Genomic DNA, 12,330 nt, shown 5'->3' with positions numbered 1-12,330 from the left:
CGTTGGACCGTGGAAATCCTTGTTGGTAGAAGGGCCGGGGGCTGGGCTAGGGCCCTCATTGGGAGGCAGCGATTTTGCGGGAGAAACTGAAGGCGCTGGCGGAGCTGCAGAAGGTGGACCTCGAGGTCGCCTCGCTCCAGAAGGCTGCGGACGTGCATCCCCGGCAGTTGGCGGAGCTGGAGCGTGAGCTGGGCGCCGCGCGCAGCGCCATCGAGGCGGAGCGCAACCGGGTCGCGGACATCGAGCGGCAGAAGACGACGCTCGAGCAGAACATCACGGACGAGAAGGACAAGGTGAAGAAGTGGGAGGCGCGCCTGGCCGAGCAGCGCTCCACCCGCGAGTACTCCGCCCTGGCCCGCGAAATCGACATCGCCAAGAAGGCCAATCAGACGATGGCCGACGAGCTGGTGGAGCTGAGCAAGACGCTCGGCGCCGCGCGCGAGGCGGTGAAGGGCAAGGAGGCCGAGTTCTCCACCCGCCAGCAGCAGCTGTCGGCCCGCATGGCCGAGCTGCGCCAGAAGCAGAGCCAGTCCGAGGGCCAGGTGAAGGCGCTCTCGGGCAAGCGCTCGCAGGTGGCCTCGGTCGTGGACGCCACGCTGCTGCGCCGCTACGAGACCATCCGCAAGAAGAAGCTGCCGGCGATGGTGGGCGTGGTGGCCGGCACCTGCCAGGGCTGCAACATGAACGTGCCCCCGCAGCTCTACAACAACCTGCGCGTGTCGCTGGGCACGGACATCTGCCCGTCCTGCAACCGCATCATCTACGCCGTCGAGGCGCTCGAGACGCCCGCGGCGAAGTAGCCGCCTCGCGTGGCCTGGAAGCCGGGGGCCCATGGGCCGCCCGGCCGCGCGCCTCACAAGCACCCTCGTCCGGAGTGACCCCGGCCCCGTGTCTGTTGTATGAGGCATGGGCCGGAGTGGTCCGGGTGAACGCTGGTCACCGCTGGAATGGGTGACGGGAGGAAAGTCCGAGCTCCATAGGGCAGGGTGCTGGTTAACGACCAGTCGAGGCGACTCGCAGGACAGTGCCACAGAAAACAAACCGCCGGTTCCGCGAGGGGCCGGTAAGGGTGAAACGGTGCGGTAAGAGCGCACCGCGCCCGGGGTGACTCGGGCGGCACGGAAAACCCCACCTGGAGCAAGAGCCAATAGGAGCGCGTCCTCGAAAGGGGACAAGGGTTGCCCGCCCGATGCGCTCGGGTTGCTCGCTGATGAGGTCCCTGGGCAACCAGGGCCCTAGATGAATGTTCGCTGCCCATCCCGAAAGGGGTGGTGACAAAACTCGGCTTACAGGGCCACTCCGGTTTTTTTTCCCTGTGCCTACTGCTGCTCCACCGGCACCTGCACGAGCAGGACGCGGCTGCGCCCATCGTTGCGCACCGCGTCCGGGTTCTTCAGCTCCAGGCGCGCGTCCGTCTTCGGGTCCCAGAAGCCCAGCCAGATGTTGAGCTGGCGGGCGGGAGTCCCGGCCGGAAGCTGGAAGGCGAACTCGTCCTTCACCGTCTCGCCGGCCTTCCACTGCGTGGTGGGGTAGAGCCCGCCGGCCGGCTTGTGGTCCACGTTGAGGCGCTCCATGCGGCCCTCGGCGTCCTCCACGTGGACGAAGACCATGTAGTCCTCCTCCAGCGGCTTGAGCACCTTGAAGTAGGCGGTGACTCGGGTGGCGTCGCCCGGGGAGACGCGGCCCGGATTCACCGTGGCGCCCACCAATTCCACCTTGTCCTCGAGGTTGGCGCCGTTGCGCACCGAGAGCGGCGGCACCTGCGCCACCACCGCCTGGCGCCGCTCGTTGGGACTGGAGCCACCGGGGGCCTCGACGATGCAGGCGCTGAGGAGGGACGCGGGAACGAGGAGGGCGAGGAGCGTGGGACGGCGCATGGCGCCCCGGTTTCTAGCGGCTTCCCGGCGCGGCATCCAGCAAGACCCTCGGCCCGCCCGGTCCCCTTCCTCTGGCCCCCCACTTCCCCGAGGCGTCGGCCCGCTTTGACAGTGCGCGAAGGGAGATGGGATCCTGCCCGCTCGTCCGAACGCCTCCCACGCAGGGAGGCCGGGAGTCCGTCCATGTCCTCGAGCGCAGCCCTGCTGAGCCCTGATTCTCCGCGCGTGAGCGCCCAGTTGAAGCAGGAGGGCTACGCCTACCTGCCCGCCGTCTTCGACTCGACCCTCCTCCGCGCGCTGGAGCGTGAGTGCGACGAGATGGCGGCGCGGCACTACCGGGTGGAGAACATCGACCGGCGCGCGGTGTACCTCAGCGACCAGACGCCCACGCGCACCAGCCACGCGATGATGCTCAGCCAGGGCCCCAGCCCGTTGCCCACGGTGTCGCACGAGGGGCTGGAGGCGGTGGCGCGCTTCCTGCGCTTCCACGACGAGGTGCTGGGAGGGCTGTTGGGGGCGGAGGTGCCGGCCTCGAGCCGCTCCATGCTCAACTGGCAGACGTACCTCAGCGGCAGCAAGCCCGTCACCGAGCACTTCGACGGCGAGTACATCGACTACCGCAAGGACGAGGACGGCGGCTTCACCCTGCACGAGGGACTGCTGCCTCGGCTGGTGGTGATTCTGACGCTCTCCAACGAGAACCAGGGCGAGTGCCAGGGCACGGTGCTGCGCGACACGCTGACGGGGAAGGAGGCCTCTCCCCCCTCGCGGCCTGGGGACGTGCTGGTGTTCGACAACGTGCGCATGCGCCACCGCGTGCCCACGCTGGAGCAGCCGCGGCGGATGGCGGGGCTGCGCAGCTTCGACTTCCAGGCGGTGCACTTCGCGCGCACCGAGGCCAGCCGCCGGCCCGGGGCGAACTACCGGCGAATGCCCGAGGGGCTCGTCTCCGAGGACGTGGACGCCGTGGCGGTGCACCAGCAGTTCCTGCGCGAGCGCTGGGCCCAGGTGCGTGAGGCGCAGCGGGCCGAAGGCGCCCTCTTCTAAGGGGAATGACCATGCGGATGATTGAACGTCGGGAGCTGCTGGCCCCCGGTGCGTGGATTGGCGGCGAGTGGCTCGCCGGGGAGACACGCTTCCCGGTCCGGAATCCCAGCGATGGCTCGGTCATCGCCGAGGTCGCCGACCTGGGGGCCCAGGCGGCCCGGAACGCGGTGGCCGCGGCGGCTCGGGCGCTCCCCGGCTGGCGGCGCACCCCCGCCCACGAGCGGGCCCGGCGCGTCGAGGCCTGGGCCCAGGTGCTCCTCGCAGCCCGCGAGGACCTGGCCCACATCCTCACCTGGGAGCAGGGCAAGCCGCTGCGGGAGGCGCTGGGGGAGATCGACCAATGCGCCACCTCCCTGAAGTGGTTCGCCGAGGAGGCCCGGCGGGTGCACGGCCACACGCTGCCGGTCAACGGCGGCGAGGTGCGCAACCTGACCGTCAAACAGCCGGTGGGCGTGGTCGCGGCCATCACCCCGTGGAACTTCCCCGCCGCCGCCGTGGTGGTGAAGTGCGGTGCCGCCATCGCCGCCGGGTGCACCGTGGTGCTCAAGCCCTCGGAGCTCACCCCCCTCATCGCCCTGGCCCTCACGAAGCTGGCCGCCGAGTCCGGTCTCCCCGCCGGCGTGTTGAATGTCGTCCCCTGCTCGAGTCCGGGCGAGGTGGGCGAGGTGTTGGCGACGGATCCCCGCATCCACATGGTCTCGTTCACCGGCTCCATCGCGGTGGGCCGGACGCTCATGGCCAAGGCCGCGAGCACCGTGAAGAAGGTCGCGCTGGAGCTGGGTGGCAACGCGCCCTTCATCGTGTTCGAGGACGCGGACCTCGCCCGGGCCGCCGACGCCGCCGTGGGCGCGCGCTTCTACAACAGCGGGCAGATCTGCATCGGCGCCAACCGGTTCTTCGTGCAGGACGCCCTGTATGACCGGTTCGTCGAGGAGCTCGCCGCCCGGGTGGCCCGGTTGCGGCTGGGCACGGGCCTCGAGCCGGAGACGCAGGTGGGGCCGCTCATCAACGAGCGGGCCGTGGCCAAGGTGGCCTCCGTGGTGGACGAGGCGCTCGCCCAGGGAGCCCGGGCGGTGACGGGCGGCCGGCGGGCGGCCCGGGGCGGGCTCTTCTACGAGCCGACGGTGCTGCGGGATGTGACGCCCGCGATGCGGCTCTACCAGACGGAGATTTTCGGCCCGGTGGCGCCGGTGTACCGCTTCACCACCGAGGACGAGGTCATCGCGCGGGCCAACGAGACCGAGGCGGGCCTGTCTGCCTATGTCTATACGGAGCGGACGGGCCGGCTGTGGCGGATGGCCGAGGAGCTGGAGGCCGGCATGGTGGGCGCCAACACCGCCTCCATCTGCGCGCCCGAGGTGCCCTTCGGCGGCATCAAGCAATCGGGCCTCGGCCGGGAAGGCGGCCTGGGCTGCCTGGATGAGTTCCTGGAAGTGAAGAGCATCTGTTTTGGCTTGTGAGGCCCCACATGAACGAGGCGCGCACCTGTCGTGGCGTCTGGCAGTTGATGACCGAGCTGACGAAGGGCGGGACAATCGTCCGCAACTTCCACCAGGACATCCAGATGGATGACTGGCTGGTGGAGACCGAGCTGTTCTCCCGGGACGCGCTGGAGGCGTACACGGCGTACAACCTGGGACTCGAGCTGCGGCCGGAGCAGCGCCGCTGGTTCTCCGACCAGCGCGGAGGCAGCCAGGGCGACTACCGGGAGGGCATGCGCGAGAAGCTCGACAACGTGGTCGACTGCCTCACCCGGTATCCCGCCTCGAAGCGGGCGGTCATCACCATCCCCAACACGTCGCGGCCCCAGCACGAAGCCGACGGGGATGCCAAGTGCATGCGCGAGCTGCACTTCCACCGCAACGGGGACACGGTCGACGCCACGGTGCTCTTCCGGGCCCAGGCCGCGCTCATCTTCCCCAAGAACATCCACTTCATCGGCTCGCTCATGGACGAGGTGGGCTCGCGGCTGCCCGGCAAGCCCAGGCCGGGGCGCCTGTTCTACCTGACGTCGGTGCTGGTCGCCGACCGGCAGTGAAGGGGCTCCGCCGGGCCGGCTGAAGCGTTCAATGCCCTGCCCCCGAGCCGCCCGGGCCGGGGTTCAGGGCGAAGATGGAAGGACTCGGGGGGCATCTTGAGGTATGCGGTGCGCGCCATGAAGACGCCCACCGCCCTCCCCTTCGTCCTCGCGCAGGCGCCGTCGCCGCAGCCCACCCCGCCCCAGGAGCCGCCCCAGACGCAGCCCGGGGTGCCGGAGACGGGCACGCCGCCGCCCGAGGGCAGCCCCGTGGGCACGGTGGTGGGCGTGGGCCTCTCGGTGCTGCTCGTGGCGCTGATGGTGGCGGCCGCGCGCAAGCTCTTCTTCAAGAAGCGCCCCGAGGTGCCCGGCAAGCCGCCCGTGCCTCCCGGGAAGGAGAAGCCCGAGCTTCCGGCGGAGCGGCCGGAGCTGCGCGTGGAGCTGCCGCCCTCGGAGGCGGAGCTCGCGAGGCTGCGCGAGGCGGAGGAGATTCACGCCCGCGCCGAGGCGCTCGCCCGCCAGCGCGAGGAGGCCACCCGCGCCGCGAAGGCCACCACGGACGCCGCCGAGCGCGCCCGGCTGGAGGCCGAGATCCGGGCCCTCAAGGAGCGCGAGGAGGAGGAGAAGCGCGCCGAGTACCGCGCGAAGAAGGCGGCGGACGACGAGGCGAAGGAGCGGCGCAAGCGCGAGCGCGAGGAGGCCGAGCGGCTGCTGGCGGAGGAGAAGGCCCACGAGGCGGCGGCGGCCGAGGAGGCCCGTCGCGCGGAGGAGGCGGCGGCGCGCGCCAAGATTGAAGCCGAGGCGGGCCGGACGCTGGCGCAGGGCCTGGACAAGACGCGCAGCCAGGGCTTCATGGCGCGGCTCAACGGGCTGTTCGGCTCCAACCGCAAGGTGGACGAGTCGGTGCTGGCGGAGATGGAGGAAATCCTCTTCACGGCGGACATCGGCGTGCGCACGGCGTCCAGCCTGGTGGAGGTGGCGCGCGAGAAGCTCAAGCGCAACGAGCTGAGCGACGCGGACCGCATCAAGGGGCTCATCCGCGAGGAGGTGACGCGCATCGTGGATCTGCCGGTGCCGCGCACGCTCGAGGGCGGAGGCCCGCCGCACGTGGTGATGGTGGTGGGCGTGAACGGAGCGGGCAAGACGACGACGATTGGCAAGCTGGCGGCGAAGCTGACGGGCCAGGGCAAGAAGGTGGTGCTGGCCGCGGGCGACACGTTCCGCGCCGCCGCCACCGAGCAGCTCGACGTCTGGGCGGACCGCGCGAAGGCCGAGCTGGTGAAGGGCGCCGAGGGCGCGGATCCGAGCTCGGTCATCTTCGAGGCCATCAAGAAGGCGAGGGAGTCGGGAGCCGACGTGGTCATCGCGGACACGGCGGGCCGGCTGCACACGAAGGTGAACCTGATGGACGAGCTCAAGAAGGTGAAGCGCGTGGTCGACAAGGCGCTTCCCGGGGCTCCCCACGAGGTGCTGCTGGTGCTGGACTCAACGAACGGGCAGAACGCCATCCAGCAGGCCAAGCAATTCCACGAGGCGGTGGGCGTGACGGCCATCGCGCTGACGAAGCTGGACGGCACCGCGAAGGGCGGCGTCATCATCGGCATCTGCGACGAGCTGAAGCTGCCCGTGGTGTGGGTGGGCGTCGGCGAGAAGGTCGCCGACATGCGCCGCTTCGAGCCCCGCGAGTTCGTCCAGGCGCTGTTCGACTAGCGGCACGGCTCGACGATGGGGCTCAGCTATCGGCGAGCTCCAGCAGCTTGAGGACGGTGTTCCAGTTGCGGGCCGTCGGAGTGACGCCCAGGCGCGGCCCGCCGAGCACAGTGGCGAGCTTCGAGTCCCCGATGCCCTTGGGGAACCGGGCGTAGATTTCGCGCCCGACCACGCGGAACTCGTCGGGCAGGTACGCCTTCGGATCAATCGCCTCGAGCTTCTTCGGCTCGGGGGCGTCGGACAGGAACGTCACGAGGAAGTGGGACGGGTCGTCCTCGGCGCCGGACAGCGGGTTGGCCTGGATGGCCGCGGCCAGCTCGTCCCGCGTGCGGATGACGACGGAGACCTCGAAGCCGAACTCCTTGGCGATGGCCACCTCGAGCTGTCTGCCGACCTTGGCCGGGCTCTTCTCCTTGCTCGTGAAGACGGCGTTGCCGCTCTGGAGCAGCGTGGCGACGTCGGTGTAGCCGAGGCCCTCCATCAGCTCGCGGAGCTGGGCCATGGGGACCTTCTTGTTGCCACCGACGTTGATGCCGCGCAGCAGGGCGATGTACCTGGGCATGGCCTACTCCTGCTCCTTCATCAGGCCCGGCAGCAGCTCTTCCATCAGCTTGAGCGTCTCCGGGTCCAACGACTCCCCATCCACCCCGGCCCCCAGGAGCGCGCCCATGTTCGCCTTGCCGAGGTCCTCGTCACCATGGGCCTCCTTCCACCAGCGCACGCGCAGGCGCTCGAGCTCCGCGGCCTTCGAGGGGCTCGCCTTGGCCAGCTCCTTGGTGAAGCAGTCCGTGCACGACCACTTGAAGCGGTACGTGTCCACGTAGGAGCGCAGGCCCTTGAAGAAGGCCTCGTCCCCCATCAGCTTGCGCGAGGCGTGGTGCAGCAGCGGCGCCTTGCCGTACACCAGTGCGCCGTACTGCATCGAGTCGTCGAAGGCCGACGTGGGCCGGTCCGCCGCCGCGTCCTTGCCTCCCGAGAGCCGGAACAGGTGGTAGGCCGACACGAGCGACTCCTGCCGCACCTGCTCGGCCACCGCCTTCCCGTGCTTCCACTCCATGTAGAGCACCGCCGCGTATTGGGCGAGCGACTCGTCCACCACCGGCGCGTTGATCGGATCCGAGCCCACCAGCCCCGCGAAGTACTGGTGCGCCACCTCGTGGGCCACGGTGAACTCGAGCGTGCGCTCCAGCGTCTTGCCGAGCTGCGCGAGCGGCGCCGTGTCCCCACCCATGGACTGCAGCAGGCTCTGCATCTGCCCCATGCCCGGCATGCCCTCGAGCGCGCTGTTGGGGTCCCCCACCCCGCGGTAGAGCGCCGTGCCCACCGTGACGAGCCCGGGGAACTCCATGCCGCCCGCGCCTCCGGACAGCGGGGCCTCCACCACGCGGAAGGACTTGAAGGGCAGCGGGCCGAGGTGCCGCTCGAACTCGGTGAGCGCGTCACTGGCGTACGTCAGCACGCGCTTGCCCACCACGGTGTCCCGGGCGGCGAAGTAGCTCTCCACGGTGACGCCATTCACCGTCGTGGTGGCGCTCTGATAGCCGCGCGAGGCGAACACGGGGAAGTCGCGCACGGCGCCCGCGGCGAAGCTGAAGCGCACGCGGCCGTCCTTCTGGGGCAGCTCGCCCATGGCGACGCCCGTGGCGAACACCTTCCAGCCCGCGGGGACGATGATGTTGGCGAGCACGTTCGAGGGCTCGTACAGCGCCAGGTCGCCCACGCCGGTGGGGCCCGCCCAGGGGTTGCCGCTCGCATCGAGCGGAGGCACCAGGGGCACCACGCCCACCAGGCTCATGAAGTCATCCATGGCGGCGAAGGCGCCGTAGTCCCCTGCCCCACCCGCCGCGCCCAGCGAGCCCAGCAGCGAGTTCGAGCCCGGCGCCGCGCGAGGCACGCGCGCCTCGAGGTCGAGCTCCACCACCACCGGATTGCCCGGGGCCACGGGGCTCGCGAGCGGGGCGCGGTAGAGGCTGTCCTCGGGGTGCTGCAGCTTCACGGGCTGCCCGTTCACCTTCACTTCCGAGAGCGCCACCTGCGGGTTGAACGCATTGGGCGTGACGCGCAGGTGGACGGCCTCCAGTGGCGCCTTGCGCACGGTCAGCTCCACCCGCAGGTGGCCCGTCACCTTGCGCGCCTTGGGGTCCACCTCGAGCTGCACCTGGTAGCGCGGCAGCTCCTCCAGGGGCCCGAGCGCCTGAGCGGCGCGGGCCTTCTCCTCGGACTTGAGGTGCTGGAGGGAGAACTGCACCTCGGGAGGGACGAAGTCCGCGGCGGGAGCGACCCCAGGCACGAGCAGCAGCGCCAACAGCGGCCAGCGACGCAGGAGTGAGGACATGGCGGGGATGTTACACCCGCGTCCTCCGAGGCTCAGAACTGGAACAACCCGCCGCCTGTCGGGCGGTTGATGACACCGTCGCAGGTGCCGCCGCAGACCTTGTTCGGATCCAGCGGCTGCGAGGAGGTGGCGACCACGGTGCCCACGGCGGCGGCGGTGACGACGGCGCCCACGCCGGCCCAGAAGTACCAGCGCTTGGTGAGCGGCGTGTCGCTCGACACGGACGGCGTCTGCTGGGTGAGCGGCGAGGGCGACTGGGTGGTGCTCGGCGTGAGGTGCGGCTTGCGGGGCTCGTCGGCGCTGGCCACGGCCTCCGGGCGCAGGTTGACGTCGACGGTGTACTCCTTGCCGGCGCGCACGGCGATGCGCTGCGTCTCGGGGCGGAAGCCCTCGCGCTGGACGACGATGTCGTGGGTGCCAGGCGGCAGCATCACGCCGTCGAGCGGAACCGTGCCCTTGTCCTCGCCGTTGATGAGCACGCGCGAGCCCGGCACATCGGCCTTCACGGACACGAAGGCCACGGTGGCCTCCATCAGCACGCCCACCTCGGTGGACTCGCCCTCGGCGGCGGTGACGCGCCGGGAGAAGTCGCGGTAGCCCATCCGGCGCACCACCACGGTGTGCTCGCCGGGAGTCACCTCGAGGCCCGTCTTCGGAATCGGGCCAAGGTCCTTGTCATCGACGAACAGGCGCGCGCCGCGCACGGGGGCATTGAGCTTCACGAGCAGCTCGGTCTTCTTGACGAGCGGCGCGAGGAGCTCATCCGCCGGAGCGGCCGGAGTCTGCTGCTCCTGGGGCTCGGGCTCGGGGGTGGCGAGCTGCTGCTTGCCGCCCTTGCCCCTGCCCGTCTTCGAGCCCTTGGCCGTCTTCGACGTCTTCGGAGTCTTGGGCGTGCGGGGAGGGGTGGTCTTGCCCTTGCCCTTGCCCTTCCCCTTGCCCTTGGACGAGGTGAGGGGGGCGAGCATGTCGTCCATGCCCTGCGCGAAGGCGGAAGCAGGCGCGGCGAGGCAGAGGACCAATGCGATCAGGAAGGCGCGGCGCAGGAGCATGACGGGGACAAAGGTTAGAGAGTCGGGACAGAGGGGTCAAACAGGAGTCCACCCGGGGGACGGGTTGGGGGAGGATGGCCGCCCCATGTCACGACCGATTCCCTGGATTGTAGCGGGTGGCCTCGCCGCCGCCCTCACGGCCTGTCCGGCCCGGACCCCTGCCCTGCCCTCGGCGGCGCCGCCCATCCGGGTGCCGCCGGGGTGCGAGCGCGGCCAGGCAGGCGAGTACCACCATACGGACAACCCCGCGTTCCGGTACCTCGGGGAGGATGACGGGGGCACCTTGACGCTGACGCTGGCGCGTGCTCGCGAGGGCGGGGAGGTGCGGACGGACGGGGGGACGGCGGTGCGCATCGTGCTGAACCGGACACCGGACGGCTTCGTGGGGGAGACGCGGGCGACGACGTTCTCGCGCACGGGGACCGAGTGCCCGGTGCGCTTCCCCACGCAGGCGACGGTGTGTGACGAGCAGGGGCTGACGCTGCGCTCGGTGGCCTCGACGGCGGTGGACGAGGACTGCAAGCCGGCGGCGAGTGGCCCCAAGCCGGTGTGGAAGGAGCAGCGGCTGCTGCGGGGAGCCCCGGACGCGGGGACCCCGGATGCGGGGACCCCGGATGCGGGAGTCCCCACGACGGGAGACGCGGGGACTCCGGCGGGGCACTGAGCGCCCGGCTACGCGGCGCGGCGGGTCTGCTCCTCGCTGACCTTGACGGGAGCGGGAGCGGACTCGCTGAACTTCAGGCGGCCCTGCAGGAGGCTGGAGACGCCGACGTACAGGAAGCCGAGCTGGAACAGCAGGATGAAGGGCACCGAGCTGTAGATGTGCTTGTCGATGGCGAACCACAGCGCGCCGGTGAAGTAGGCCGCGAAGGACAGCTCGAGGATGGGCATCCAGGTCTTGTCGCCGCGGTAGCTCTTCTTGACGACGGCGAGCTTCTTGCCCTCGGCGCCCGTCTTCGGGGTGCGGGTGAAGCCGGACTGCTGGCCCAGGAGCGCCTCGAGCACGGCGCGGGCGTTGTTGATGGCCAGGCCGATGCCCAGGCTCATGAGGAAGGGCAGGTACTTCACCCGCTCCCAGCCCCTGGCGCCGCGCTCACGCTGGGCGGCGACGTAGAAGGCGCACACGCTGGCGGTGGCGCTCAGGAAGAAGGGCAGGTCCAGGAAGAGCGTGCCGTACAGGCCGTGCTGGAAGCGCACCACCATGGACAGCGGCATGAGGGCGCTGAGCACCACCATCAACAGGTAGGCCAGGTTGTTGGTGAGGTGGAAGAAGGCCTCGCGCTTGACGGCGAAGGGCAGGTCGCTCTTGAGAATCATCGGCAGCAGCTTGCGCGCCGTCTGGATGGAGCCCTTGGCCCAGCGGTGCTGCTGGCTCTTGAAGGCGTTCATCTCCACGGGCACTTCGGCCGGCGAGACGACCTCGGGCAGGAAGATGAACTGCCAGCCCTTCACCTGGGCGCGGTAGCTCAGGTCCAGGTCCTCGGTGAGGGTGTCGTGCTGCCAGCCGCCCGCGTCCGAGATGGTGACGCGGCGCCAGATGCCCGCCGTGCCGTTGAAGTTGAAGAAGCAGCCCGAGCGGTTGCGCGCGGTGTGCTCGATGATGAAGTGGCCGTCGAGGAAGATGCTCTGGGCCTGGGTGAGGATGGAGTACTCGCGGTTGAGGTGGCCCCAGCGCACCTGCACCATGCCCACCTTGGAGTCGGCGAAGAAGGGCACCGTGCGCAGCAGGAAGTCCGGCGTGGGCACGAAGTCCGCGTCGAACACCGCCACGTACTCGCCCTTGGCCGTCAGCAGGCCGTTCTCCAGCGCGCCCGCCTTGAAGCCCTGGCGGTTGACGCGGTGGATGTAGACGATGTCGTGGCCCTTCTGCCGGTGGCGCTCCACGCACGCGCGGGCGATGCCACACGTCTCGTCCGTGGAGTCGTCCAGCACCTGGATCTCCAGCAGCTCACGCGGGTAGTCGATGCGGCACACCGACTCCACCAGCCGCTCCACCACGTACATCTCGTTGAAGATGGGCAGCTGGATGGTGACGCGGGGCAGCGCCGGCAGAGCCCCCTTGGGAGTCGGCAGCTTGAACTTGTGGCGGTAGTACAGATACGCCATCCGGTAGCGGTGCGATCCATAGACCGCAAGCACGCACAGGACGCCGAAGTACACGCCCAAGAAGATGGTCTCGACGGTGGTCATCTGACCTGGCCCCTACCGCGGGTGAAGTCGCCGCGGTCCTTACCCTGCTCGGCGGAGTAGAAAAACCGACCCACACGGACCGCCGAACCCGGCCGAGCGGAGCCC

Annotated in this window: 11 protein-coding genes and 1 other RNA gene; 7 read left to right on the top strand and 5 right to left on the bottom strand. The window is 70.1% G+C overall.

Annotation, left to right across the window (positions count from 1 at the left end):
* The first annotated feature begins 74 nt into the window (after positions 1–74).
* The gene (locus ACJ8AN_RS00985; protein ID WP_407753277.1) at positions 75–800 is read left to right on the top strand and encodes a zinc ribbon domain-containing protein; all 726 of its coding nucleotides are present in this window, start codon (positions 75–77) and stop codon (positions 798–800) included.
* Between the two features lie 113 nt (positions 801–913).
* Positions 914–1,305: RNase P RNA component class A (gene rnpB / locus ACJ8AN_RS00980), an RNA gene on the top strand.
* Between the two features lie 14 nt (positions 1,306–1,319).
* Here the strand turns inward: rnpB and ACJ8AN_RS00975 are convergent.
* Complete coding sequence (locus ACJ8AN_RS00975) at positions 1,320–1,877, bottom strand: hypothetical protein (RefSeq protein ID WP_407753276.1); 558 nt, start codon at positions 1,875–1,877, stop codon at positions 1,320–1,322.
* A 183-nt stretch (positions 1,878–2,060) separates the two neighbouring features.
* Here ACJ8AN_RS00975 and ACJ8AN_RS00970 point away from each other — a divergent pair, with 183 nt between their 5' ends.
* The 4 genes from ACJ8AN_RS00970 to ftsY all read left to right on the top strand — a co-directional run bounded on the left by ACJ8AN_RS00970 (position 2,061) and on the right by ftsY (position 6,651).
* Positions 2,061–2,924, top strand: a complete 864-nt coding sequence (locus tag ACJ8AN_RS00970; protein WP_407753275.1) for a hypothetical protein — start codon at positions 2,061–2,063, stop codon at positions 2,922–2,924.
* A gap of 17 nt (positions 2,925–2,941) precedes the next feature.
* A complete protein-coding gene (locus ACJ8AN_RS00965) occupies positions 2,942–4,384 on the top strand; it encodes an NAD-dependent succinate-semialdehyde dehydrogenase (protein WP_407753274.1) in 1,443 nt (480 codons plus the stop codon).
* 8 nt (positions 4,385–4,392) lie between these two features.
* A complete protein-coding gene (locus tag ACJ8AN_RS00960) occupies positions 4,393–4,962 on the top strand; it encodes a hypothetical protein (RefSeq protein WP_407753273.1) in 570 nt (189 codons plus the stop codon).
* Positions 4,963–5,079: 117 nt separating this feature from the next.
* Positions 5,080–6,651: a signal recognition particle-docking protein FtsY gene (gene ftsY / locus ACJ8AN_RS00955; protein ID WP_407753272.1), complete on the top strand. Its 1,572-nt coding sequence runs from the start codon at positions 5,080–5,082 to the stop codon at positions 6,649–6,651.
* Between the two features lie 22 nt (positions 6,652–6,673).
* On the opposite strand, the gene ACJ8AN_RS00950 is transcribed toward ftsY, so the two are convergent.
* The 3 genes from ACJ8AN_RS00950 to ACJ8AN_RS00940 are packed head-to-tail and all read right to left on the bottom strand — an operon-like array spanning position 6,674 to position 10,035.
* Positions 6,674–7,213, bottom strand: a complete 540-nt coding sequence (locus ACJ8AN_RS00950) for a DUF1697 domain-containing protein (RefSeq protein ID WP_407753271.1) — start codon at positions 7,211–7,213, stop codon at positions 6,674–6,676.
* 3 nt (positions 7,214–7,216) lie between these two features.
* Complete coding sequence (locus ACJ8AN_RS00945; RefSeq protein WP_407753270.1) at positions 7,217–8,986, bottom strand: M1 family aminopeptidase; 1,770 nt, start codon at positions 8,984–8,986, stop codon at positions 7,217–7,219.
* A 32-nt stretch (positions 8,987–9,018) separates the two neighbouring features.
* Entirely contained in the window at positions 9,019–10,035 is a 1,017-nt protein-coding gene (locus tag ACJ8AN_RS00940; RefSeq protein ID WP_407753269.1) for a PEGA domain-containing protein, read from the bottom strand.
* An 85-nt stretch (positions 10,036–10,120) separates the two neighbouring features.
* Here ACJ8AN_RS00940 and ACJ8AN_RS00935 point away from each other — a divergent pair, with 85 nt between their 5' ends.
* Positions 10,121–10,699, top strand: a complete 579-nt coding sequence (locus tag ACJ8AN_RS00935) for a hypothetical protein (RefSeq protein ID WP_407753268.1) — start codon at positions 10,121–10,123, stop codon at positions 10,697–10,699.
* A gap of 8 nt (positions 10,700–10,707) precedes the next feature.
* On the opposite strand, the gene ACJ8AN_RS00930 is transcribed toward ACJ8AN_RS00935, so the two are convergent.
* Positions 10,708–12,225: a cellulose synthase family protein gene (locus tag ACJ8AN_RS00930; RefSeq protein ID WP_407753267.1), complete on the bottom strand. Its 1,518-nt coding sequence runs from the start codon at positions 12,223–12,225 to the stop codon at positions 10,708–10,710.
* Between the last annotated feature and the right edge of the window lie 105 nt (positions 12,226–12,330).

The organism is Archangium sp. (genome assembly GCF_045802675.1).
GTDB lineage: Bacteria > Myxococcota > Myxococcia > Myxococcales > Myxococcaceae > Archangium.
This window is presented reverse-complemented; position numbering and strand designations above follow the sequence as displayed.

What these genes read in the sequence shown, in the direction of transcription:
- ACJ8AN_RS00975 (WP_407753276.1), bottom strand. Translation starts at nt 1,877, where the DNA reads ATGCGCCGTCCCACGCTCCTCGCCCTCCTCGTTCCCGCGTCCCTCCTC.
- ACJ8AN_RS00935 (WP_407753268.1), top strand. Translation starts at nt 10,121, where the DNA reads ATGTCACGACCGATTCCCTGGATTGTAGCGGGTGGCCTCGCCGCCGCC.
- ACJ8AN_RS00960 (WP_407753273.1), top strand. Translation starts at nt 4,393, where the DNA reads ATGAACGAGGCGCGCACCTGTCGTGGCGTCTGGCAGTTGATGACCGAG.
- ftsY (WP_407753272.1), top strand. Translation starts at nt 5,080, where the DNA reads ATGAAGACGCCCACCGCCCTCCCCTTCGTCCTCGCGCAGGCGCCGTCG.
- ACJ8AN_RS00930 (WP_407753267.1), bottom strand. Translation starts at nt 12,225, where the DNA reads ATGACCACCGTCGAGACCATCTTCTTGGGCGTGTACTTCGGCGTCCTG.
- ACJ8AN_RS00940 (WP_407753269.1), bottom strand. Translation starts at nt 10,035, where the DNA reads ATGCTCCTGCGCCGCGCCTTCCTGATCGCATTGGTCCTCTGCCTCGCC.
- ACJ8AN_RS00945 (WP_407753270.1), bottom strand. Translation starts at nt 8,986, where the DNA reads ATGTCCTCACTCCTGCGTCGCTGGCCGCTGTTGGCGCTGCTGCTCGTG.
- ACJ8AN_RS00970 (WP_407753275.1), top strand. Translation starts at nt 2,061, where the DNA reads ATGTCCTCGAGCGCAGCCCTGCTGAGCCCTGATTCTCCGCGCGTGAGC.
- ACJ8AN_RS00950 (WP_407753271.1), bottom strand. Translation starts at nt 7,213, where the DNA reads ATGCCCAGGTACATCGCCCTGCTGCGCGGCATCAACGTCGGTGGCAAC.
- ACJ8AN_RS00965 (WP_407753274.1), top strand. Translation starts at nt 2,942, where the DNA reads ATGATTGAACGTCGGGAGCTGCTGGCCCCCGGTGCGTGGATTGGCGGC.